The sequence below is a fragment of the Metabacillus sp. 113a genome (assembly GCF_050107635.1).
In the GTDB taxonomy this organism is placed as follows: domain Bacteria; phylum Bacillota; class Bacilli; order Bacillales; family Bacillaceae; genus Metabacillus_B.
The window spans coordinates 22,579-45,083 of the sequence record NZ_JBNILJ010000003.1; the positions used below are offsets into that span (position 1 = coordinate 22,579).

Annotated in this window: 25 protein-coding genes and 1 other annotated feature; all 25 genes read right to left on the bottom strand. The window is 46.7% G+C overall.

Annotation, left to right across the window (positions count from 1 at the left end; all coding sequences use genetic code 11):
* Positions 1-3 precede the first annotated feature (3 nt).
* The gene (locus ACQCVE_RS06415) at positions 4-453 is read right to left on the bottom strand and encodes an ACT domain-containing protein (protein ID WP_426843814.1); all 450 of its coding nucleotides are present in this window, start codon (positions 451-453) and stop codon (positions 4-6) included.
* 118 nt (positions 454-571) lie between these two features.
* Entirely contained in the window at positions 572-1,861 is a 1,290-nt protein-coding gene (gene obgE / locus ACQCVE_RS06420; RefSeq protein ID WP_426843769.1) for a GTPase ObgE, read from the bottom strand.
* 31 nt (positions 1,862-1,892) lie between these two features.
* Positions 1,893-2,441, bottom strand: coding sequence for a Spo0B C-terminal domain-containing protein (locus ACQCVE_RS06425; RefSeq protein ID WP_426843768.1), 549 nt, complete (start codon positions 2,439-2,441; stop codon positions 1,893-1,895).
* A 446-nt stretch (positions 2,442-2,887) separates the two neighbouring features.
* Positions 2,888-3,178: a 50S ribosomal protein L27 gene (gene rpmA / locus ACQCVE_RS06430; protein WP_426843767.1), complete on the bottom strand. Its 291-nt coding sequence runs from the start codon at positions 3,176-3,178 to the stop codon at positions 2,888-2,890.
* 12 nt (positions 3,179-3,190) lie between these two features.
* Positions 3,191-3,529 carry a ribosomal-processing cysteine protease Prp gene (locus tag ACQCVE_RS06435; protein WP_426843766.1) on the bottom strand — a complete coding sequence of 113 codons (339 nt, stop codon included), beginning with the start codon at positions 3,527-3,529 and terminating at the stop codon, positions 3,191-3,193.
* 11 nt (positions 3,530-3,540) lie between these two features.
* Positions 3,541-3,849: a 50S ribosomal protein L21 gene (rplU, locus tag ACQCVE_RS06440; protein WP_426843765.1), complete on the bottom strand. Its 309-nt coding sequence runs from the start codon at positions 3,847-3,849 to the stop codon at positions 3,541-3,543.
* Positions 3,850-3,864: 15 nt separating this feature from the next.
* Positions 3,865-3,955, bottom strand: a sequence feature (ribosomal protein L21 leader region).
* 42 nt (positions 3,956-3,997) lie between these two features.
* Entirely contained in the window at positions 3,998-5,458 is a 1,461-nt protein-coding gene (locus ACQCVE_RS06445) for an Rne/Rng family ribonuclease (protein ID WP_426862160.1), read from the bottom strand.
* Between the two features lie 56 nt (positions 5,459-5,514).
* On the bottom strand, positions 5,515-6,381 hold the full coding sequence (locus ACQCVE_RS06450; RefSeq protein ID WP_426843763.1) for a site-2 protease family protein: 867 nt from the start codon (positions 6,379-6,381) through the stop codon (positions 5,515-5,517).
* Positions 6,374-7,162, bottom strand: coding sequence for a peptidoglycan DD-metalloendopeptidase family protein (locus tag ACQCVE_RS06455; RefSeq protein WP_426843762.1), 789 nt, complete (start codon positions 7,160-7,162; stop codon positions 6,374-6,376). Before ACQCVE_RS06455 ends, ACQCVE_RS06450 begins: the two co-directional genes overlap by 8 nt.
* 1,018 nt (positions 7,163-8,180) lie before the next feature.
* A complete protein-coding gene (gene minD / locus ACQCVE_RS06460; RefSeq protein WP_426843761.1) occupies positions 8,181-8,984 on the bottom strand; it encodes a septum site-determining protein MinD in 804 nt (267 codons plus the stop codon).
* A 2-nt stretch (positions 8,985-8,986) separates the two neighbouring features.
* Entirely contained in the window at positions 8,987-9,679 is a 693-nt protein-coding gene (minC, locus tag ACQCVE_RS06465; protein WP_426843760.1) for a septum site-determining protein MinC, read from the bottom strand.
* A 108-nt stretch (positions 9,680-9,787) separates the two neighbouring features.
* On the bottom strand, positions 9,788-10,303 hold the full coding sequence (gene mreD, locus ACQCVE_RS06470; RefSeq protein ID WP_426843759.1) for a rod shape-determining protein MreD: 516 nt from the start codon (positions 10,301-10,303) through the stop codon (positions 9,788-9,790).
* Positions 10,300-11,187: a rod shape-determining protein MreC gene (gene mreC, locus ACQCVE_RS06475; protein ID WP_426843813.1), complete on the bottom strand. Its 888-nt coding sequence runs from the start codon at positions 11,185-11,187 to the stop codon at positions 10,300-10,302. Before mreC ends, mreD begins: the two co-directional genes overlap by 4 nt.
* Positions 11,188-11,283: 96 nt before the next feature.
* Positions 11,284-12,306, bottom strand: coding sequence for a rod shape-determining protein (locus ACQCVE_RS06480; protein WP_426843758.1), 1,023 nt, complete (start codon positions 12,304-12,306; stop codon positions 11,284-11,286).
* 117 nt (positions 12,307-12,423) lie between these two features.
* Complete coding sequence (gene radC, locus ACQCVE_RS06485; protein WP_426862161.1) at positions 12,424-13,113, bottom strand: RadC family protein; 690 nt, start codon at positions 13,111-13,113, stop codon at positions 12,424-12,426.
* 33 nt (positions 13,114-13,146) lie between these two features.
* Positions 13,147-13,728, bottom strand: coding sequence for a Maf family protein (locus tag ACQCVE_RS06490; protein ID WP_426862163.1), 582 nt, complete (start codon positions 13,726-13,728; stop codon positions 13,147-13,149).
* Between the two features lie 119 nt (positions 13,729-13,847).
* Positions 13,848-14,948 (bottom strand): GerAB/ArcD/ProY family transporter, encoded by a 1,101-nt coding sequence (locus ACQCVE_RS06495; RefSeq protein WP_426843755.1) that lies wholly within the window; start codon positions 14,946-14,948, stop codon positions 13,848-13,850.
* The gene (locus tag ACQCVE_RS06500) at positions 14,945-15,112 is read right to left on the bottom strand and encodes a hypothetical protein (RefSeq protein ID WP_426843754.1); all 168 of its coding nucleotides are present in this window, start codon (positions 15,110-15,112) and stop codon (positions 14,945-14,947) included. Before ACQCVE_RS06500 ends, ACQCVE_RS06495 begins: the two co-directional genes overlap by 4 nt.
* On the bottom strand, positions 15,102-16,292 hold the full coding sequence (locus tag ACQCVE_RS06505) for a Ger(x)C family spore germination protein (protein ID WP_426843753.1): 1,191 nt from the start codon (positions 16,290-16,292) through the stop codon (positions 15,102-15,104). The genes ACQCVE_RS06500 and ACQCVE_RS06505 overlap by 11 nt, the downstream gene beginning before the upstream one ends.
* Complete coding sequence (locus ACQCVE_RS06510) at positions 16,289-17,815, bottom strand: spore germination protein (protein ID WP_426843752.1); 1,527 nt, start codon at positions 17,813-17,815, stop codon at positions 16,289-16,291. The genes ACQCVE_RS06505 and ACQCVE_RS06510 overlap by 4 nt, the downstream gene beginning before the upstream one ends.
* A 336-nt stretch (positions 17,816-18,151) precedes the next feature.
* Positions 18,152-19,120, bottom strand: coding sequence for an SPOR domain-containing protein (locus ACQCVE_RS06515; RefSeq protein WP_426843751.1), 969 nt, complete (start codon positions 19,118-19,120; stop codon positions 18,152-18,154).
* A gap of 98 nt (positions 19,121-19,218) precedes the next feature.
* Complete coding sequence (locus ACQCVE_RS06520) at positions 19,219-20,037, bottom strand: hypothetical protein (protein WP_426843750.1); 819 nt, start codon at positions 20,035-20,037, stop codon at positions 19,219-19,221.
* Positions 20,021-20,677: a hypothetical protein gene (locus ACQCVE_RS06525; protein WP_426862165.1), complete on the bottom strand. Its 657-nt coding sequence runs from the start codon at positions 20,675-20,677 to the stop codon at positions 20,021-20,023. The genes ACQCVE_RS06520 and ACQCVE_RS06525 overlap by 17 nt, the downstream gene beginning before the upstream one ends.
* A 1-nt stretch (position 20,678) precedes the next feature.
* Positions 20,679-21,686: a type IV pilus biogenesis protein PilM gene (gene pilM, locus ACQCVE_RS06530; protein WP_426862166.1), complete on the bottom strand. Its 1,008-nt coding sequence runs from the start codon at positions 21,684-21,686 to the stop codon at positions 20,679-20,681.
* A gap of 40 nt (positions 21,687-21,726) precedes the next feature.
* A complete protein-coding gene (locus ACQCVE_RS06535) occupies positions 21,727-22,491 on the bottom strand; it encodes a prepilin peptidase (protein WP_426862168.1) in 765 nt (254 codons plus the stop codon).
* Between the last annotated feature and the right edge of the window lie 14 nt (positions 22,492-22,505).

Below are 22,505 nucleotides of genomic sequence, written 5' to 3' on the forward strand. Positions count from 1 at the left end.
TCCTTAAGCGCCTGATCCAAGAATCTCTACTTTTTCGACAAACTCCATTTTTTTAAAGCGGGATATTAATTGGTTGATATCTACATTCATTCCGTTAATATTCAACGACAGGGTTACGTTCGCTCTGCCCTGAAGCGGAATGGTCTGATGAATGGTCAGAATATTGCAGCCTGCACCGGCGGCAATCCCAAGCAGCTCCGACAGCGTTCCGGAGCGGTCTTCAAGCTGAAAGAACAAGGTAATGATTTTTTCCTTTACGACTGTATGGAATGGGAAAACAGCGTCTCTGTATTTATAAAAGGCGCTGCGGCTGAGGTCTACTCGCTGAACCGCTTCAGCTACGGAGCCTGCCTTTCCCCTCTCCATCATTTTTTTTACTTCCAGCGTCTTTTTCATCGCTTCTGGAAGGACGTCTTCACGGACGAGAAAAAACGTTTCTTCTTTCAACCCTATCACTCCTCCTGGAAAAAAGTAAGTGAAGAAAAGGACAGCACGAGAGGACCCGCGGAACCTCGTGATTTACTCAATATGTACAATGTCCAGGCAATTTGCCTGGACATTCTTTCGTTTCTCAGTCAACAAAATCAAATTCGTAATCAAGCAATCTGACCGTATCTCCGTCCTTTGCCCCTCTTTTGCGGAGAGCTTCGTCCACTCCCATGCTTCTAAGCTGGCGGGCGAAGCGGCGGCTCGATTCTTCCCTGCTGAAATCTGTCATTTTAAATAGACGTTCGATTTTTTCACCTGTAACGTCAAAAACACCTGCACTGTCTCTGGTGATGACAAACGGAATTTCTTCTTCTTCAAGCGTGTAAACAACCCGGTGCACGCCTGGATCTTCCTCTTCCTCGTGAAGAGGGAATTCCGGTGTGTCTTCAAGTGTATCCGCTATTGTGAACAGCAAATCGCGAATCCCGTCTCTCGTTGCCGCTGACACAGCAAACACCGGATAATCCTCCTGAAGCTTTTCTTTAAAAGCTTTCAGGTTTTCTTCGGCTTCTGCAATGTCCATTTTGTTGGCGACAATAATTTGAGGGCGCTCCGTCAGGCGGAGATTGTATTGTTTCAGCTCTTCATTTATTGTTAAATAGTCTTCGTAAGGATCCCGTCCTTCAAGCCCGGACATATCGATCACATGGACAATAACCCTTGTCCTCTCGATATGGCGGAGGAACTGATGCCCCAGTCCGATCCCTGAATGGGCCCCTTCAATCAAGCCCGGTAAATCTGCCATAACAAAGCTGCGTCCATCCTGGGTTTCAACCATTCCAAGGTTTGGAGCGAGCGTCGTAAAATGATAGTCGGCAATTTTCGGTTTAGCCGCCGATACGACAGATAGCAGGGTCGATTTCCCTACACTTGGGAAACCGACGAGACCGACGTCAGCAAGCAGCTTAAGCTCCATGACGATATAGCGCTCCTGACCCGGCTCGCCATTTTCAGCAATCTCCGGTGCCGGGTTGGCCGGGGTAGCAAAACGCGTATTTCCGCGTCCCCCTCTTCCGCCTCTGGCAATGATTGCACGCTGGCCGTGCTCTGTCAGATCCGCTAGCACCTGCTTCGTATCGTCATCCATAACGACCGTGCCAGGCGGAACCTTGACAATCATTTCCTCCGAATTGCGGCCATGCATATTTTTAGACATGCCATGCTCTCCGCGGTCTGCTTTAAAATGTCTCTGATACCGGAAATCCATGAGGGTGCGCAAGCCTTCATCCACTTCGAACACGACGTTTGCTCCCTTGCCTCCGTCGCCGCCTGCAGGACCTCCGTCCGGTACATATTTTTCACGGCGGTACGCAACCATCCCGTTGCCCCCGTCGCCGCCTTTTACATATATCTTGACCTGATCGACAAACATTATGTCTTTCCTCCGTTCTATTAAAACGCCATTACTGTGTATAGAAAATGACAGCCGCTGTAAATTCTTCAGCTGAAATTGTCAGTTCTGATAATTGATTTTTCTTCAGCTTTTGAAAGTATGTATGCAAACCGGCCGTTTCCTTTAGCATGCCATGAAAATCTAAAAAGAAACGGACTTGCCCCATCTCTTCAAACATTTCCATCGTAATGACAAGCTGATTGTCACTCTTTTCGCTCACACACCGATCAAGAAGTCTGAAAAAATCACCGTACCATGCCGAAAGCCATTTATCAATTGAACTCAGATGAAAGGTATCTCCGATTATTTCATATTCAAGGGAAAAGGAATGGCGGTCCCACCCAAAGCTGATCAGCCTCTCTGCGAGCTCGGGGGCCTTCAGATTGCACAGCTTGGACTCCTGCTGGGCTTCAATAATAATTTCTTCCATGATTTCATTGACCCGTTCATATTTTTCAAGAGACAGATTGCCCTTGATCAGCTGCAGGCGGTTCATCCAGTCATGTCGGTAGTGGCTGATGGCTTCAACCATATTCCAGTTTTTACTCTCTTTTGTCATCTGCACTCCACTCTTTCTATTTCTTTTAGGAGCATGTATTGATCCAATGGCAGGTAAATTAGCTGGTTTCTCTAAAATGCAGCATTTCAGAGGAAGAACGTATTTTTGAAAAGTTTACTTGATGAAATTATAGCAAACCTATGAGCTGAATAGAAACGGTTTCTAGAGAAAATAGGGATTAAAGAGGTTTCAGAGAGGATTTCCTGCCTGCCAATGCGTTCGCTGAAAAAGCTCTGTTAAACAAGACGGCTGATTTCCGCTGCAGCTGTCCGGTATGATCAGGGCGGGGGCTGTGCCTCCTCAGCTCTTTGCATGTGCGCAGCCACACCTGTCACGCTGCTCCCGCAGGAGTCTCACAGCTTGCTCCATTCAACAGGTGCTTTATACTTTATCACTGTAAAAAAAAAAGAAACTCTAGCCCTTATTCAGCTAGAGTTTCGGTTGAATTAAGCTTCTTGAGCTGCAGGGTATACGCTCACTTTTTTGCGGTCGCGGCCGAAGCGTTCGAAACGCACTACACCGTCAACTTTAGCAAATAGAGTGTCGTCACCGCCGCGGCCAACGTTCTCACCAGGATAAATCTTTGTACCGCGCTGGCGGTAAAGGATGGATCCTCCACTTACGAATTGTCCGTCAGCACGTTTAGCGCCAAGACGTTTCGATTGTGAATCACGGCCGTTTTTTGTGGAACCTACTCCCTTTTTGGAAGCGAAAAATTGAATGTCCAATTTCAACATGAGGTTCACCTCCTACCTTTGCAGAATGGTAACGCGAATGTATTCTCCATATTGATCTTCAATCGTCTTCATGGAGACAAGCATGCCCTCCAGCAGCAGCTGGCCTTTTTGAAAAGCTTCACCTGCTGCTGATTCAGGCCACTCAAAGGACAAATACCCGTGCTCCTGATTCATTTCCAACACAGGCTCGAGACCGGTAAGCGCAATGACTGAATTGATCGAGCCAAACGCAACGCAGGATGCACCTGCACATACCAGATCTTTGCCCGTATCATCAAAATCAGCGTGTCCCGACATAGTGAAGGATTGAATGGAACCGTCCTCAGAGCGGTTCACTGTAACGTTTATCATAGGATCAAGCCTTACGCGTTGATTTTTTCAATAACAACTTTAGTGTATGGCTGACGATGACCTTGTTTTTTACGCTGGTTCTTCTTCGCTTTGTATTTGAAAACAACCAATTTTTTCGCACGGCCCTGTTTTTCAACCTTTGCCGTAACGGTTGCTCCGGATACTAGAGGGCTTCCAACTTTAGCGTCGTCGCCGCCTACGAATAAAACCTTGTCAAAAGTAACTGTTTCACCTAGCTCGCCTGCCACTTTTTCAATGTAGACTGCTTGGCCTTCCGCTACTTTAATTTGCTTTCCGCCAGTTTCGATAATTGCGTACATTCCACTGCACCTCCTATTTATACTCAGACTCGCCAGTGTACAGGTGAACAGCCATGAAGCTCACAGCGATTGCTTAAAACCTGCATCCGAGCGGTTGTAGCCACGGGTGCTACAAACAGTAACATATGAATATTACCAGAACATCGTTCTATCTGTCAATATTCTTTTCCTGATTCGCGATTCGTTCAAGAATTTCTTTTTCACTTCCTGTGTGGCGGAGTGAATAGCCCGGCCTGTCCATTTCAGCAGAAGTAATCATGATCCGAAAATGCAGACTTTGCTCAAGCTCTTCTCTTCTTTTATGTAATTCAGCCGCCACCTCAGAGTCTGCCTGTACCCAGACTGCCTCATAGTCCATATAGCGGCAGCTTTGCAGCACCCTCTCAAGGCTGATGATGGCGGTTTCGGCAGATTCCACCCTTCCGTTCCCGCTGCAGACCCTGCATGGAGCGGATAAAAGCGTGCTTATATCTTCACTCGTCTTTTTCCTCGTAATCTGGAGCAGGTTCAGCTCTGTAAATCCAATGATTCGGGTTTGGATGCGGTCCCGCTCGAATTGCTTCTGCATAATAGAGAGGATGCTCTCCTGATCGGCAGCGTCCTTCATGTCTATAAAATCAATGAGAATAATCCCGCTTAAATTTCTTAGCCGTATTTGCCTTGCCGCTTCTGAAGCCGCTTCTCTGTTGGTTTCGAGAACTGTGCGGCGCTGAGAGTCTTTGCCTGTGTATTTTCCTGAATTTACATCGATGACATGCAGGGCTTCTGTTTTTTCGATCAGGAGATAGGCCCCGTTTTTCAGCCATACCGCTTTTTTCTGAAGCTTCTGTATTTCTGCATCAAGGGTATCGTAAACTTCAGAGCCGTCTCTCATGAAAAGCACTTCCGTTGCTGCGTCCTCCGGCAGCTGCCTCTTCAGGCGCCCGGCCAGCCCGGCCTCGCTGCAGTGAATAGACCCGTAGGCAGTGAGAGGCCGTTCTGATACGATGGCCTCCAGCAGATCACCGCCTGATTTCATTTCGGCCGGCGCTTTAGCCGAGGCAGGCAAAAGAAGCTCCTTCCACTGGTTTTTAAGCTCAGCGAATTCCTTTTCCAATTCTTCATTCGTCAACGCAGCCGCTGCAGTCCGGATCAGAATGCCTTCTCCATTTCGAAGAAGAGCATTCCCCCATTCTCTTAATCTCTTTTCATCCGATTCAGCTAACTTTCTGGACACAGTCATTTTGCCTCCAAAAGGCATGTAAATAAATGCATGGCCCGGAATTTCAATATTCGCCGTTAAAGCCGGACCCTTCCATTCATCCCCTTCTTTTTTGATCTGGACAATCAGCTTTTGCCCTTCATGTAAATAAGAGGAGACCGGTTTTTTTGATTCGGCGAGCCTGTATTCAGGCAGGTCCTCCACCCTGATAAATCCATTTTTTTCAAGTCCTATATCAACGAATGCAGCCTGCATTCCTTTGATTACTTTCTCGACCTTCCCGAGATAAATACTTCCGGCCTTGCCTTGCCGGCTGGATCTGATGATTTTCACATCTGTCAGTTTTCCATGCTCAAACAAAGCAATCCTGTTTTCCTGCTGACTGGTTTGTACAATTAGCGTTTTCACCGATTTCCCTCTTTTACGCTCATTTTCCCCCATTTACTCACTTTTTTCAGCGGAAGTCAATACGCATAGACAAGTTCCTCAATTCTCGAATTCGTGCGCTTCTCGGAAAAGAACGCGTGCAGAAGTTCATTTTCATCCAGTTCCGACCACTTATCTCCTTCACGATAAACGATGATGGGATGCTTGCAGCCTCTCTTAAACCTGGACATCACGGCCAGCAGTTCTTCATCGGACTCCACATTTAGAGGATCGAGCTTTTGGATGGCTTTCTGGCTTCCATAGTAGCGGTCCATCAAAAACCGGAGATGAACAAACCGCCGCTGCTTATACTCATGATATAAGCTGTAGCATAAAAAGACGGTAATCATCCATAAATTCAGCTGAAATGGGAAAAGGGTGAGGACCGCCAGCTTGTAAACAATTAAAAAACAGGCAGAAAAAACGATCATTTGCTTATGCGCCGCCGGAAAGGGCTTATAAAGGGAAAACAGGATAAACAGAAGCTTCCCCCCATCAAGAGGCCAGATTGGAAGAAGGTTAAATAGAAAAATGGAGAGATTATAAAACGTGAAAAGCGAAAAATCATCCGGCGATACGAGGCCCGCAAGATACATCATCCAGACGAACCCCTGCATAAGAATATGCTGGCATGGGCCTGCAAGGATGACAGCGAGCTCCTCTTTGATGGAACGGTTGCCGTGCTCCTCCATTTCTGCAGCACCGCCAAATGGCAAAAGCACAATCGACTTCACTCTCCATGAAAAATAAACCGCACATACGGCATGCCCAAGCTCGTGAATCAAAACGATGATCAAAAGAAGGGCAAGCGTTTTAAACTGGGCCGTTGCTGCGCTGATTGCCATCATAACCCACATAAAAGGGTGAATGTGGATTTTCCGGAGCAAAGACCCGTATTTAGTCAAAGGAAATCACCTTATTCGGGTCAACAAAGCTGCCGCCCTGCTTGATTGCAAAATAATACGTTCCCTTTTTATTTTCATTCACCTTAATTGTCCCGACTTCCTTGCCCATTTTTACAAAATCATAAAGAGCAACATCCACTGCGTTAAGATTCCCGTACCACGTTTCACTGCCGTCTGCATGCTGAAGGACGACAGTCAGACCGGTATCCGGCTGCTGGTCCGCAGCAATAACGATCCCTTCGTTCATCGCTTTTACAGCCGGCTGAACAGTCTCCACCAACACGCCCTGGCCGTTCGCTTTAAAATTTTCCATCACCTTACCTGAAGCAGGCAAAGCAAACTCCGTTTTTGGGGACAGCTGCTCCGGAACCCCTTCATTTGGAGCGGCTTGAAACAAGGCAAGCGGGTGGCCAAACTGCTTCTGATACCAGGCTGAAACCGAAGCAAATTGAAATTCCTGGCTTAAAGCCGTTTCGACCGTTCCCCGGACAGGATCAAGTTTTGCGGTATGGTCCTTAAAAACGACCGCCATCGCCAAAACGAGACAGGCTGAAAGAAACAGTTTAAAAAGAAACACTTCGGGCTTAAACAAAGGGTGGCCGGCTTCCTTCAGCGTATCCGGTCCACCCTCATAGGACTGAAGAATTCCTGTATATTTTTCCTCTTCTTCAACAAAGGCTTCTTTTTTCCAGATTAATGGACTATCTGCTTTTTCCGCAGAAGGTTTTGCTTTTCTTCTTCTCGCCATCCGTCTCCTTATTTCATCGGCCCTTCTGGACATCCGCATCCTCCACCCTCTACTAATCATTTGTACAAGTCTATGACTTGTCCGGCGGAAATATGTTTTCTTCAGCATGAAAAAAGCCAGGCGGCGGTGCGCCTGCTCAAGGGATCTGTTTCCTCTGGGGTTCATGCTGCGATTAGTAGGCTGACGGGGGCTTCTAACAGAGTTGCTGTGCCTCCTATGCTGCCTGAAGTGGAAAGGATCACCGATGCGGCTGATACGAACATGGCCGTACATGACCTATCTGACTTACAGGCTTACGGGCGCTTTTAACAGAGTTGCTGTGCCTCCTATGCTGCAAGAAGTGGAAAGGATCACCGATGCGGCAGACACGAATATGGCCGTACATGACCTATCTGACTTACAGGCTGACTGGCGCTTTTAACAGAGTTGCTGTGCCTCCTATGCTGCCTGAAGTGGAAAGGATCACCGATGCGGCAGACACGAACATGGCCGTACATGACCTATCTGACCGGGGGAGTGGTCGGTTAGAGGAGTTGGTGTGCAGCAGCGGGGCTTGCTCCTATTGCTAGTAACGGACCTAGCTTTGGCGAATTTTGTCGAAAAGTAATTATATCGAAAGTACGGACAATAAAATGAGGAGTACGGACAATAAAATAAAAGTTAGGACAATAAGTTGAGGAGTACGGACAATAAAACAGAAGTAAGGACAATATCCTGATCATCCTCCCCTGAAACAGCTTCACAAGTATAAAAATCAGCTATGAAAAGTGCTCCCATCGCTAAAAATGTGAGTAAACGGTCTTATTGCCTTCAAAAAAGACCTGAAAAGTGCCCGCATGCTTATCCGCCAACTAAGTCCTCACGCTTCATTTCCCGCTTATTCGAAGATTCGGTCTGATGGGAGTCAAAAGGACGCCCCCCACCGCTCCGGACCGCTCTTCTCGCTGTTCAATCTCCGAAATAAACCCTGCTGTGAGAAAGCGTAAATGAAGCCCCGGCGCAAAAAAAAGCAACCCCCTTACAGGGATTGCTTCTGCATAGCCTGGCCCGGTTAAACCCTGGCCCCAAAGAACTTTTTAATTTTATCAATAAAGCCCAGATCCTGCGGATCGAGTGCCTGCAGCGGAACGGATTCGCCGAGGATTCGTCTGGCGATGTTCCGGTAGGCAATAGAGGCGCGGTTATTCGGATCCATCGCGATTGGTTCTCCGCTGTTGGAAGCTTTGATCACCTGATCATCATCGGCCACAATGCCGAGCAGATCAATGGAAAGATGCGCCACAATTTCATCCACATCCAGCATGTCGCCATTCTGGACGAGGTGATTGCGGATCCGGTTGATAACAAGCTTCGGCGGCTCAATGTCTTCTTTTTCAAGAAGTCCGATGATCCGGTCTGCATCTCTGACTGCCGATACTTCCGGGGTCGTGACGACAATCGCCTTGTCTGCTCCGGCTACAGCATTTTTAAAGCCTTGCTCAATTCCAGCCGGACAATCGATTACGATATAATCATAGTCCTGCTTGAGTTCATCGACGAGTTTTTTCATCTGCTCGGGCGAAACGGCGGATTTATCGCTCGTCTGTGCGGCCGGCAGCAGGTAAAGCAAATCATCAAACCGTTTATCCTTCACAAGTGCCTGGTGGATTTTGCAGCGCTCTTCGACAACATCTACTAAATCATAAATAATCCGGTTTTCGAGTCCCATTACCACATCGAGATTACGCAAACCAATATCGGTATCAATCAGACATACCTTTTTGCCCAGTATGGCCAGGGACGTTCCTAAATTGGCAGAGGTAGTGGTTTTCCCAACCCCGCCTTTTCCAGAGGTTACAACAATCGCCTCTCCCACGGTTACATTCCCCCCTCAAGCGTAGTTATATCAGGTCTTACATACATTACATTTTGGAGCCGGTCTCTTTTCATGTGCCCTTCATCGTCTATGTACGCACACTCCATCCCGTGTTCCTCTGCATGGATACGCTCAGGAGCCTGATTAAGAGAATCAAAGATTTTAAGCTGTGCCGGTGCCATGACAGACGCGGCGATAATCGCCCGGCTGTTTCCGCTGTACCCTGCATGTGCCATACCTCTCAGGACGCCGAGCACAAATATGCTGCCGTTCGCAATGACTGTGCCGCCGGGATTGACATCCCCGATTAAAAGAAGATCCCCTTCCACGTGCAGCACTTGTCCGGAACGGACAATTCTTGCAGCTTTCACAACCTCGGCCTCTTTTTTCAGCCTGTTGGCCTCTTCTTTTGTCACAACATCAGACTCGATCTGTTCGACGACAAGATTTTTCTTTTTTCGGATGGTTGTTTTCACCGTTTGCTGCTGCTCTTCTGTGAGAAGGCGCTTGCCGGACTTAACGCTCACCCCGATTAACGGGCCGTTTTCCTGTACGTATTGCTTTGAGGAAAGCATCTCTTCCAGTTCGGAGATCAGCGTTTCATACGTACAGCCATCATCTAAATAAAGAGTGAGGCCATCCTTTGTTCCTTTTATTGTCACATACTGCTGTTTTTGGGCTTTCACGATGTTCACCTCAATAGCATTACAAATTCGACAAACCGATCCGATTCTCCTTTTTTGCCGGTAACAGCTGCCCGGTCAATATTCCCTGCTGTAAAAGAGAGAATACGGCAGGTCTGGTTAGTCCTCTGTTTGCCTTCTCAGAGCAGTCAGGAACGTTTTTAAAGGAAAAATCATGACAAGACCCGCAATTGAATTTACGGCAAGCGTCGGAAGCAGTCTCCGGTTGGTAAATTCATAGAAATTGAGCGGATTTAAGCTGATAATCAGCTGAATTCCATATATATAGAATTCAAAAAGGCTAATGGCGAGCATCCCCACCAGTAATACAACGAAGGCATTGTTCTGAAGAACTCTAAGCGCTCTTCCTGCCATATACGTCAAAAAGGGATAGGCAATCAGATAGACTCCAAGTATTTCTGTGTAGACAATATCATGGAGCAGGCCGAATATGGCAGCATAGGGAATGGCAAAGCTGTCTTTAACGTAAACCGATATGAAAATTAACAGGAGCAGAACGAATCTCGGGATGTAAAACATATCCTCCGAAAAGGCTGGGACCAGAAACAAATCACCTGCTGTACTCTCCATAATAAAGAAAAACAAGACAACAAGCGGAAGAAGAAATCTCCTCAATTGGATTCCTCCTCCGCTTCACCGTCACTGACATCCCCTTCTGGAGGCACAGGGGCATCACGTTTAGCAATAAAGACGTTATCAACATCATATAGATCAGCTGCAGGTTTCACGTAGGCCATTTTCGTCAAGCCGTAGGAATCGGGCTGTACGTCTTCCACCGTTCCTATCAGGAGACCGCCTGGAAACACGCCGCCATTTCCGGCCGTAACGACCTTTTGTCCTTTTTTGATATCCATGCTTGTGTTGATGTTCCGGTACAGCAGCATTTCTTTTTTCTCATCATAGCCCGCAATGAGACCGAAAATCTCTTTGTCCCCCTCAACGATTGCAGGCACCTGGTTCACCCGGTCCTGGGCGCTTAGAAGCTGAACAGTGGAGGTAAATTCATTCACGCTTTTAATTTTTCCGATGAGCCCTTTGCCGGTCATGACCGCCATATCCTCGGTCACCCCATTTTTGTTTCCGCGGTCGATTGTAATGTACTCATACCAGCGGTCAGGGTTTCTGGCAATAAGCGTTCCCGTAATCGGCTCATATTTGCTCAAGTCTGTTTTGGCGTCAAGGTCGGTCCGAAGCTCTTCATTTTCTTTTCTTAGGCGCTGAACCTCGGAATCGAGGCTTGCATATTTTTCAATTCTGGACTTTAAATATTGATTTTCATCATATGTATTCTTCAAATCTGACATTCCTTCAAAGGCACCGCCGAAAAATTGGGCAGGCTTATGAAAAACAGATTGAAATACACCGGTCGTATCTTTGACAAACTTCTCGGGCCAGGTGAGTTCTCGGTCGCCTTTTAGAGAAAAGCCAATTAATGCAACGAGCAAAATGACGCTTGCCAGCAGCAGAATGAGTCGTTTGTTCATAAAAAAAGGCGGCATCATTTACACCTCTTCACATTTAGAATTCCTTTTCCTTACAATTATGCCTGAAAAGCATTCGGCGCCTCTTTAAAGAGACACCGAACGAATATACCTTCAGCGGAAATTTTTTGTTTTTCCTTTGAACAAATGAATATGCTCCAGAGCTTTTCCCGTTCCGATGGCGACGCAATCAAGAGGATTCTCAGCGATCAGAACAGGCATGTTGGTCTCCTCGCTGATGACTTTATCCAGGTTGCGGAGCAAAGCTCCTCCTCCTGTTAACACAATGCCGCGGTCCATAATATCGGCCGCCAGTTCAGGCGGAGTTTTTTCAAGCGTATTTTTTACCGTATCAACAATCGTGTACACCGTATCACGAAGGGCTTCAGCAATTTCCTTCGCCGTAATTTCGATGGTTTTCGGAAGACCCGTCAGCAAGTCCCGGCCGCGAATTTCCATATTGTCTACACTCTCATAGGATCCGGCAGAACCAACTTCCATTTTAATCGCTTCTGCAGTACGGTCCCCGATCATCAGGTTGTACGTTTTCCGGATATAATTAATGATGGCGTCGTCCATTTCATCCCCAGCTACCCGGATGGACTGGCTTGTGACAATTCCCCCAAGTGAAATGATTGCCACTTCCGTCGTACCGCCGCCGATGTCCACAACCATGCTGCCTGTAGGCTCCCAAACAGGGAGGTTTGCACCGATCGCAGCGGCAAAAGGCTCCTCTATCGTGTAGGCATCCCGGGCGCCGGCCTGTCTTGTAGCATCAATGACTGCGCGCTCTTCAACTGCCGTGATGCCGGATGGCACACAGACCATAACGTATGGCTTTCGTGAAAAAAGGCTTTTGTTTTTCGTAGCTTGCTTTATGTAATACTTCATCATTGTTGCAGTTGTCTCATAATCAGCAATTACGCCATCTTTCATCGGCCGCAAAGCAACCACGTTTCCCGGAGTCCGGCCAATCATATTTTTAGCATCGTTTCCGACGGCAACGATGGATTTGGTATCTGTTTGCAGTGCCACAACTGAAGGCTCACGGAGAACAATTCCTCTTCCTTTTACAAACACGAGGGTATTCGCTGTACCTAAATCTATTCCAAGGTCTCTAGTACCAATTCCAAACATTCATGTATCTCCCTTTCTGAAACGAATCACTTTTTTATTTATAAGGATGTCGTGCAATGAAAAAACTCATAAACCTTATTATAACGTAATTTGTCAAAAAAAAAAGTGAAATTCAGGTTACAAATAGCCTTTTTCCTTTAAGCTGATGTATTTTCTGTCACCAATGATCAGATGATCCAGCAATTCAATTCCAATCATTTTTCCGCATTCGGATAAACGTTTCGTCACTTCAATGTCTTCACGGCTGGGGGAAGGGTCCCCTGAAGGGTGGTTATGGATGCAGATAAACGAAGCAGCGGAGCGCCTGAATGCTTCCTTGAACACCTCCCTCGGGTGGACGATGGAAGCATTCAAGCTCCCAATAAAAACGGTGTGCTTATGAATGACGTGGTTTTTCGTATTGAGGTATAGACAGACAAAATGCTCCTGCGTCAGAAACCGCATTTCTTCCATTACATAGTTGGCTCCGTCCTGCGGCGACCTGATGACATATCTTTCTTCGTTTGAAAGCTTGAGAATTCTTTTTCCGAGCTCCATTGAAGCAAGAAGCTGGGTGGCTTTCGCCTGGCCGATTCCCGAAATCGAAGTCATCTCTTCAATCGAAGCATCCTTAAGGAGCTTCAATCCTTCAAAATGGGCGAGCAGTCTCGAAGCAAGCTGAAGAACAGACTCGCTTGCAGAGCCCGTTCTCAGCAGGATGGCAATAAGCTCCTGATTGGAAAGATTGCCCGGTCCATCGTTCAAAAGCCTTTCTCTCGGTCTTTCTTCTGCAGGGAAATCACGGATTTTAAGCAATGATGGATTCATTGTTCCTCCTTTTCCCTTTTGCGCTCATCTTTGCTAACAGGAAAACCCTATCTCTCTTAATTCACGGATCAGTCTGGAGACCGGGAGCCCGACTACGGAAAAGTAATCGCCGCTGATTTCCTTTACGAATGCTTTTCCCAGTCCCTGGATGCCATAGGAGCCTGCTTTATCAAGCGGTTCGCCCGTTTCAGCATAAGCTTGAATTTCTTCTCCGGACAAATTCCAGAATGTTACGTCTGTTGAAGTAAAAAAGGACTTTTCCTTTTTTCCTCTGAAAATGGAAACTCCGGTCAGCACCCTGTGAGTCTTGCCTGAAAGCTGTCCTAACGTTCGGATGGCATCTGATTCATCCCGCGGTTTGCCGAGAATCTGCCCGTTCAAAACCACAGCTGTATCCGCAGCGACAATAAAGGAGTCGGGAAAAGATTCTGCAATATGCATGGCTTTTCTCCTTGCAAGCTGCTGAACCGCTTCTTCAGGAGACACCTCTCCTTCAATGGTTTCATCGACATCGGTAATGATTACATTGAACGGAATTTGAAGACCTTCCAGCAATTCTTTTCTGCGGGGCGAACCAGAAGCTAAAATAAGGTGCTGCTTTAAATGTACCTGCATAAAATAAACATTCATCCTTTCAAAAAGTGATTCTAAAGGGAGATACAGAAGTATCGTATCAAATAGCCCAATGAAGCACAATTTCTGAAATACGCCATTTACCGTGCCAAATCTGTTTTTTACCTGCCTTTTGTTTTTGCATGGTGTTTTTTCAGAACGATCCCGGCGGACAGCACAAGAATCATCAGGAGATACAGGACAAACCACCACAGCGTCCAGTATTTAAGGACGAAATTATTGAAATCTACCAGGCTTTCGTGTGTTTTATTTGCCATGATCCAGACAAACAGAGCAGATGGAAGGATAAAGGGTCGATAGGTGGAATGCTTTGTAAGAGTTTTAAATCCAAGCATTGCAGACTGCAGGCAAAACGTAATTTTAACAAAAATTCCAAATATCCAAAATACGCCAATCAATACTTCAACCCGTTCAAAAAGCTTCACAATGGTAATGTCCCTCATCATTTCAAAGGTGGAATAGGTTTGTCTTATGACAAGGTCATAGCCCTGAATGCCGATACTCAGCAGCACGATGACAGATAGGATCACCCCCCCAATGAGCAAGCCCGCCAAATACGTTCTTCCAAGTTTGTTTTTATCGCTCACATACGTAAAAACACACGACATAAGTATAATTTCAATAAATGGAAAGCCAAGGACTGTATACGCTCCATGCCAGATTGCGTGGAAGCCCCGTGAAAAATAGGGCTTTAGGTTCGCAAGTTCAAATTGATTCATAACTAGTAGAACAGAAAACAGCAGCAGGAGGATCATGACAGGAGTAAAAAATTCATTGACTCTCGCAACGTTGTTTAACCCGAAAAAAACGGAGTACATCACAACCAGCAAAATGAGGATTTGAAAGACGGCAGGACTGCTTTCAGGGCTTATGGAGCTGGTCATAAAGTTGCTTAAGTTTCTTAAAATGTATGCCGCAAGGTGCAGGGCGTAAAAAATGATAAGGACATTTACCAATACACTTGCATGCTTTCCAAGCACCTTTTCACAAACTTCAAATATAGATGCGTAATGATATTTTTTCAAAAGAAGGATTAAGGCAAAATTTAAGAGAAGTCCGATAACGAATGCAAGAATCATTGATAACCATGCTTCATTTTTGGCAAAGCCTGCAGTGAGACCCGGTGCCATTAAAACAGAGCTGCCCGTTATAAAACTGATGGTGATGTATAAGAGCTGCCGCTTGGAAATCACTTGATTCATGGCTGGTCTCCCCCTTCAAACAGGATAGAATAAAGAGGGTCAAGCGCAGCTGAAATCCATTCATCTACTGGAAAAACCTCGATTTGGAAAAAAGAGAAAATGCCATATCCAGCAGTGAAGAACCAGACAATCGCAAGCACTGCCTTGTATTTTTTATTTTTCATAAACACTCTTCACCCTCAACCCAGTCTGTTCAATGCTGATATCCACTGCCGGTTCAAGCTTTGCTGTTTTATAAAGCTGTTCCCATTGTTTTTTCATTCTCCTCCAGTCTGAATAATGATTTTCATAAAGCAGCTGTCCAAGCCCTAATGGATCTGAACCAGAAGAAACGGTTTTGGAAAAGGTTTTTTGCATCTCTTCTTTAAGTTTTTGCTCTGCTTTTTTTTCGATTTCTTTAAGGCCGCTGCCTTTTTCCAGAATAACGGGACATGTTACCTCTTGAATCACTGCTTTCGCTGAAATTCCAGCTGTATAAAGCAGTGGCTCCAACGAACTGACCCTGATCCGCCCTTTCGTCTGCTTAAACCGGAGCCCAACCTGCTCTCCCGGGTATCCGGGGCAATCGACACTGGTTTCAAATTCTGCTGCTTTACCTGTCAGCAAAGCCCATCCGCGTGATTCCTCCTGTGTAAACCATCCCGAGAGTTTACGATCCCCAAAGTATGCAAGCCCCGTCATTTCAAACATCTTTTGATCACCATCAATTTGTTCAAGCACAGAGGTTTCAGAAGCATCCATCTCGATTTTCTTTCTAATTCCCGGTATGACGGGATCTATGTATGAACCGAAGCTCCAGCGGACAACATCCTGGATTTCAATTCCTCTCTCCAGCCCCATGCTGCCCCCGTATATTTCAATTCTTCTGCTGATGGAGAGGGCAGGCATATTCTGAATTGGCAGATATACAGAAAGGATTTCCTTTGCAGAGCTTTCCTTTGCAACGAACATATTGATGTTATCCCTAATTTGGTAATAACGCTCCAGATAATCAATAATCGGGAGAAACCCTTTCTTTCTCGCGAGCTGCTCACCAATCAGAATAACGGACACATGAGAAAAATAGACTTTGCGAGAAAACAGATTTCTGGCTTTTTCCATGATTTCTGTAATGTTTCGGCCAGTAATAGTATAGGTAAATACAGATCCACCCGTACCTCCCGAATCATTTGCGCCTTTCGACTTTGCTGTAGCACCCGGATTAACGAGCTGCATGGACATACTGAGGCCCTCGGAACTTTCATCAAAACCGAGTCCGGAAATAATAGCAAGTTCGTTCAATTCTACTCTTCCACAGGATGCCAGCAAAATGCATATTGCTATTAGGAGCGGCCATTTTTTCATTGCGCACCACCGTTCTCCTGCCTGGCTTGGAGCCGCTTATACAGCTTTGTATTCGTAATCCATAGAGGCATTCTTAAAAAGCTGTCCTTCTGATCATCCAGTTTGAAAGGAGCAAACGGCTGAAAGTAAGGAACACCGGCAGACTCAAGCGATGCAAGATGAATGACGAGAGCGATAACGAATAAAGTCATTCCATATATTCCAATGGTTGAAGCGGTCACCATTAAGGCAAAGCGCAGCAGCCGGCTGGCGCCTGCAAATGAATAATAAGGAGCAACAAAGCTCGAAATCGCTGTCAGCGATACGACGATAACGATTCCAGGGGAGACAAGTCCTGCTGCAACCGCCGATTCCCCTATTACGATCGCACCTACAATCGATACGGCAGAACCGACCGGACGGGGCATACGGACCCCTGCTTCCCTTAAAATTTCAAAAATGACCTCCATTAAAAGGGCTTCAATGAAGGCAGGAAAAGGAACCCCTTCTCTCTGAGCAGCCAGACTGATTAACAGTTCAGATGGGATCAGCTCCTGATGAAATGTTGTCACAGCTATATAAGTAGCAGGAAATGCAAGGGATATGATATAGGCAAGGAGCCTGATGACCCTCACAAGGGAAGCAATATCATAGTTTTGATAGTAATCCTCTGCAGCTTGGAAAAACGACCAAAACGTCGCTGGGGCAATTATGCAAAAAGGAGTGCCTTCCATCAGGATGATTACTTTTCCTTCGGTAAGAGCAGATGCCGCAACATCCGGCCTTTCCGTAGATAAAAATAGCGGGAAGGGCGTAAACAGGTTATCCTTAAGCAATTCCTCAATCATGCCCGTTTCGAACAATTTATCTGTTTCCAGTGTAGACAGCTTTGAATGGAGGTGATTGAGCACCTTTTTATCTGCAAGTCCTTCAACATATCCGATAATCAGCTTCGTTTGCGTAATTTTCCCTGCAGTCATGGATTGGAAATGAAGAAGCGGTGTTGAAATTCTTCTTCTGATCAGCGGAAGATTTTCAGAAAGAGTTTCCACGAATCCTTCCCTGGGCCCCCGGACCATTGTCTGTGACTGGGGTTCTTCGATCGTACGCGATCTCCAGGATGTCAGAGGAATTGAATAGGCTAAAGACAGCCCGTCTGCAAAAAGCAAAACTCCCCCTCTTAATAGAGAATCCGTTGATTCATTAAACTCCGTCAGATGCTGCATTCCTGCAGAAACCGCGAGCGTATCTTTTATCCATTCCGGACCGCCCACTGGAATATCCTGCTGCAGCTTCTGAAGAATAGGAGCTACGATAAATTCTTCAATTTGCTGTCTGTCTGTCATATTCTCAAGATAAACGATCATAAAGGAAAACGATTCTCGCTCATACAATTGAACAATTAAATCATCACTATTTCCGAACAGTTTGACAAGTGTCGCTTCATTCTCATATAACCGATCCGAAACCGGAAGAGCGGCCCATTCCGACCTCTTTTCATCAAGCTCCCTGATCCGGTCTTTCTTCATTTTCAGATTTACCATAGAGCGCCCCTCCTCCCGGAACATTCGCTGCCAATAGTATGCTTCACAGAATTTTCCTTATTCAGCTATTTATGGCGGGCTGCACTAGTTGACGGGATTTGGAACGTGACGGATGGAATCAATGCTAATGCAAGGGGGCTAAGCGGCAAAACCCTGGAAAACAATAGGGGATACAGGCCCGGGTGAGTGGATGTGTTGCATGATCTGAAGGACATTAGGGGGAATAGCGGGTAGAACGTTGCTGGATAAAGGCTCGTTTAAAAAAACAATGACGGCTCTAGGGCCGCCACGAAATGCCAATCTGACTTTTTTGCTTTCTATTTATGGGCAAGCCGTTTATTTCCCGACGTTTAGCCCATCCAGAATCATTTGCTGAGCCTTCCAGCCGCTTGCTGGCGAAGACTCTTTAGACAGCTGGCTGACAGCTTCAAGCAGGCTGCTGCTTAAAGAAGGCGAGGCGGATTTTATCTCTTCTGCTGCTTTTAAAGCTTCTTTCAGCTTACCTGCATCCAATTGGCTTCCATTAATGGCGGCTATGGCAAGCCCGGATGCATCTCCAACAGCTTTTTGCATATCTGCCGCAGCTTTTTCAGAGCCAGCCACTTCCCATTGGGCCTGCTTGCCTCCCCATGCGTCCAGCTTGCTTTCCTGATAAACCTTGCTCAGCCCGGCTGTTTCCTCCTTGGAAAGGCCAATTCCTCCATATACAAAGAACGAACCGTCCTCCTCACGGATGGCAGCTGCATACCCTTTGCCTTTTATTTCTCCTGCTACCTGATCAGCGGAAGCTTTTGAGGAAAATTTTCCATTCTGCACAACATAGGAAGTCAGATTTCCTGTCACAGCTTTTGCTCCATCTGCCGGCTTAGCATCAAGTGCGGCCGGAGCGGTTTCCCCTTCGCCTGCAGAGCCCTCCGTTTGAACAGCAGCCGGCATCTCATCATTGGAAATCACATTGAGCGCGATAAAACCAAACGAAACGCCTAATACAACAGCGACAATCACCGTAAATAAAAATTGTTTAACCGGGAACAGACGATCCTGGAGACCTGAGCTGCTTTCGCCCGCAAATGAAAATCCTTTCTTCTTTTCTTTTTTCTGAATGAGCACCTTAGGATCCTCTTCATATACTTCCGCGTCGTCATCAGGCAGCACCCAGTTAAACTCGTCTTTTTTCTCCGAAGCTGCGGCTGACTCTTTAGCAGCATTTTCTTCCCATGAAGAAAAAGGAATAACGGTCGGCTTCACCGATTCCCCGTTCATATTTATTTTAATGGTCCTTCCTTTTTTCTGCTGCTTGTCCATTTGCTCACCGCCCCTGCTGGCCATTTTCTTTCATGCTAGCATAGGAAATATAAAAAAAAACAAGACCTGTGTCGTCTTGTTTAAAAAGCTTTCGCCATCTATTCGGCTGATTCGCCAATGTTTTCAGTGGACGGAGATTCAAACGGATCTATGACGCTGCCGGGATTCGTTTTCGGAAACGGCGGCAGATCATCCTTCAGCTCTTCTAAGTTCGGCATATAGTAAGCAGAAACAATCACATCATATTTCAGCGTCTCCTCCACAGCTTCTTCCGGTATTGCTGTTTCCGGATTTGAAAGCGCCACAGACTCGATTTGGGTGATTCGCTTTAACGATTCCAGCGTTTCCAGAAATCGTCGAACGGAGCTGTAATCATCGGATTCAAGAGAAACCGTAACTGAAATTTTTTCCATCCCTGATGGAAGGGATGGTTCATCGGAAGCAGGCTGCGCTTCCACAGCCTTCTCTTCTTCTGACCCTTCTGCCGGTTCATCCGTCTCGTTCCCGGCATCAGCCGCTTCGTTCTCAGCGGTCTCTTCAGCCGAGCTGTCTTCCTCCGGTGCCTGCTCAGCTGTTTGATCAGAAAAGGTCTCATCAGCGAAGGCTGCTGATTTCACGGTGCTTCCGGATAGTGTTTCCGCTTTTTCAAGATCTAAAAGGAATTGCTCTTCAAAGCGGTTATTTGGCACTTCCATTTGAAGCTCAGCGAGAGAATACTGATTAAGAACAGCGCTCGGCGCCCCCGAGACATTCGCTGAGGAAAGTTCCTCCTCCAGACTTTCGATATTCTTCTCCTGCGTCTCCTGCTTCTGGACAAGCGGGCTGATAAGCAGGGATTGAAACGCGGCGTAGCCTGCACCAAGAAGGGCGAGTGTCAGAATGGAAGCAATAAGGTGTTTCTTATTGAATTGAATCATCCTGCACCCCCTCCTCCTCATTGTCTTCCGCTGCATCCTCCTGAAGCTCTTTCCATGCTGCCCTGTCCAGGTCCATTTCATAGGTGGCGGTATACGGCAGAGCCTCCTCCAATCCGGAAGGGACTTCCTCGCCTTCTTCGCTTGAGAGAGCGGGTTCCTTTCGTTCCTCGGCGTTCATCTCAAGCAGACGGACCGAGCTGAAATAAGGAATCTCCTTTAGCCTGTTAAGCAAAAAGGCCCCCTCCCTGGATTCTTCCAGTTTAACGGATAGAAGCAGCTTATTGGCTTCGGTATAGCCAATCTCCTCTATAAATCCCCCGTTCGGGAGCTTCAGTCTGAGCTCGTCCATGATCGGCGCAAAATCCACCGGGTATTCCTTCGTCCAGACAACCGCATCTGCGAGCGTCTCAAAGGCGTTCCCTCCTGAATTTTTATCGGCTGATTCCGCTTGCGCAATCATCTGCTCCTGGATCGTAAGGTATTCCTGCTCCAGCTTTTTTAAATGGCTTTCTTCAGTGGTATATTGATGCTGCATTAATAGCAGGACTGCAACAGCAGCCAGCGCAAGCAGGCCAAACAGAGCAAGGGTGGCATAATTTTTCCGTTTTCGTTCCGGAAGCAGGTTGATTTCGGCCAGCATGCTAATCCACCTCTTTCAGCGCAAGACCAAGCAGCACATTAAATTTCCCGGGCAATGCTTGATTATCCGGCGTGTATACGGTTTGGCTGCGGATATTGTTCACCGGCATGACAGCAGAGTCCGCAATTCTTTCCGTTAATTCACTGAGAAGCGGATGGTCGCCGGTGACAAAAAGTTTTTCGATCTTCCGGGTGCCTTCATTTAACGTAAACTGATAAAAATTCATCACCCGTTCAATTTCCTTTAAGCTGTCCTCGAATGCTGAGAGGACTTCATCCGGAGACTGCGTTTTATGGATAAGCTGAAAATAATCTCCCGATACAGCCGAGTATTCACAATCCCATTCTTTAATTTGCGCCTCAATCGGCAGGCTTCTCATCATCAGAAGCTCATCCTTTTCAAAAATAGAGAAAGTGACGCTCTTTACATTGGCCTGAACAAGGAGACTGCTGTTCTGCTCTCTGTTTTCACCCTGCAATTGATTGTGCAGCCTGAATAAGCAAAGCGGCGAAATATCGGCAGCGGAAGGCGAGAGCTTATGGGCCTCTAAAAACTGAGAATAATCGCGGACAACAGCTTCCGGTGCAGCAAACAGACAGACGTCCCGCTTTTGCCCGGGCCGGTCCAGGATCTGGATGTCAAAAAGAGGGTCCTCAAAGGGCAGATGAATGCTGTTTCCAAGCTCTACATACAAATAACTTTTCAATTCATCTCCGGGAATGTCTTCCGGAACTTCAATCTTCTTCACAACCACAAAGGAATCGGGAACGACAAACCGGATTTTCTTCTTTTTCAGATTCCATTCTTCCTTGCATTCTTCAAGAATAAGAGAAAGCTTTTCGGGATCCTGAATTCTGCCGCCCGAAATAATCCCTTCTGGCAGGAAATGCTCCCCAAACCGGCTGACCCGGAGAGGATCTGCAGAGTGGAGCTCAAGGTATTGAATCGAATAATCCGTAAAAAGCAAGTTGGCAGCTGCTGATCTGGTGCGAAATAGAGATCGTTTCATACAAAAGCTCCTTTAGTAAGAATGACCGGCACTCCCGGCATTATAATGAAAACCATGATAAATACCAATCAATCAGTTCATAGCCTTTAAAGTACGAAACCAAAGCGCCAAGAACGAGGTAAGGACCAAACGGAAACGGTTTGCCCTTTTTCACTTTTCCTGCCGCGATGCCGGTCAGACCGGCGGCGGTGCCAAATAGTGTGGCAAGAAAAAACGCAAGCAGCACAAGCTTCCAGCCAAGAGCAAGCCCAAAAACTCCGAGCAGCTTCATGTCCCCCGCACCCATTCCTCCCCCGCTTGCGAGAATGATAACGAACGGAATCAATGCGCCGAGCAAAAGACCCGCAATCGGATCCCACCAGGGGACAAGCGGGATGAAAATGCGCTCTGCCGCGAGCAAGGGCAGGAAAAACAGGAGCACTTTATCCGGGATGATCATATAGCGGATATCTGAAACCATGACAATCAGGCAAAGGGAAATGAGTGTCCAGGCAACCACTAATTCCATCGTCCAGCCGATCAGCAGCGGAGTCATGGTAAAAAGCAGCGCCGCCGCCAGCTCCATAGCCGGATAGATGGGAGAAATAGATGTGCCGCACCTGGCACAGGATCCTTTTTGAAGAAAAAAGGAGAAAATCGGAATCAGTTCTTTCGCTGCCAGCTGATGACGGCAGCCGGGACAGGCAGAACGAGGACGGACAATGGACTGTCCTTCAGGTACACGAAGGCCGACGACGTTAAAAAAAGATCCAAGAACGGCACCGAGCGTGAAGAGGTATGTATGGATGATGATTGGGAGGGTCATGGGTTCGGTTCACC

Coding starts and splice junctions, on each gene's coding strand:
- obgE (WP_426843769.1), bottom strand. CDS start 1,861: ATGTTTGTCGATCAGGTCAAGATATATGTAAAAGGCGGCGACGGGGGC.
- ACQCVE_RS06425 (WP_426843768.1), bottom strand. CDS start 2,441: ATGACAAAAGAGAGTAAAAACTGGAATATGGTTGAAGCCATCAGCCAC.
- rpmA (WP_426843767.1), bottom strand. CDS start 3,178: ATGTTGAAATTGGACATTCAATTTTTCGCTTCCAAAAAGGGAGTAGGT.
- ACQCVE_RS06435 (WP_426843766.1), bottom strand. CDS start 3,529: ATGATAAACGTTACAGTGAACCGCTCTGAGGACGGTTCCATTCAATCC.
- rplU (WP_426843765.1), bottom strand. CDS start 3,849: ATGTACGCAATTATCGAAACTGGCGGAAAGCAAATTAAAGTAGCGGAA.
- ACQCVE_RS06455 (WP_426843762.1), bottom strand. CDS start 7,162: ATGTCCAGAAGGGCCGATGAAATAAGGAGACGGATGGCGAGAAGAAGA.
- mreC (WP_426843813.1), bottom strand. CDS start 11,187: ATGCCGCCTTTTTTTATGAACAAACGACTCATTCTGCTGCTGGCAAGC.
- ACQCVE_RS06480 (WP_426843758.1), bottom strand. CDS start 12,306: ATGTTTGGAATTGGTACTAGAGACCTTGGAATAGATTTAGGTACAGCG.
- radC (WP_426862161.1), bottom strand. CDS start 13,113: ATGAATCCATCATTGCTTAAAATCCGTGATTTCCCTGCAGAAGAAAGA.
- ACQCVE_RS06490 (WP_426862163.1), bottom strand. CDS start 13,728: ATGCAGGTACATTTAAAGCAGCACCTTATTTTAGCTTCTGGTTCGCCC.
- ACQCVE_RS06495 (WP_426843755.1), bottom strand. CDS start 14,948: ATGAATCAAGTGATTTCCAAGCGGCAGCTCTTATACATCACCATCAGT.
- ACQCVE_RS06500 (WP_426843754.1), bottom strand. CDS start 15,112: ATGAAAAATAAAAAATACAAGGCAGTGCTTGCGATTGTCTGGTTCTTC.
- ACQCVE_RS06505 (WP_426843753.1), bottom strand. CDS start 16,292: ATGAAAAAATGGCCGCTCCTAATAGCAATATGCATTTTGCTGGCATCC.
- ACQCVE_RS06510 (WP_426843752.1), bottom strand. CDS start 17,815: ATGGTAAATCTGAAAATGAAGAAAGACCGGATCAGGGAGCTTGATGAA.
- ACQCVE_RS06515 (WP_426843751.1), bottom strand. CDS start 19,120: ATGGACAAGCAGCAGAAAAAAGGAAGGACCATTAAAATAAATATGAAC.
- ACQCVE_RS06520 (WP_426843750.1), bottom strand. CDS start 20,037: ATGATTCAATTCAATAAGAAACACCTTATTGCTTCCATTCTGACACTC.
- ACQCVE_RS06525 (WP_426862165.1), bottom strand. CDS start 20,677: ATGCTGGCCGAAATCAACCTGCTTCCGGAACGAAAACGGAAAAATTAT.
- pilM (WP_426862166.1), bottom strand. CDS start 21,686: ATGAAACGATCTCTATTTCGCACCAGATCAGCAGCTGCCAACTTGCTT.
- ACQCVE_RS06535 (WP_426862168.1), bottom strand. CDS start 22,491: ATGACCCTCCCAATCATCATCCATACATACCTCTTCACGCTCGGTGCC.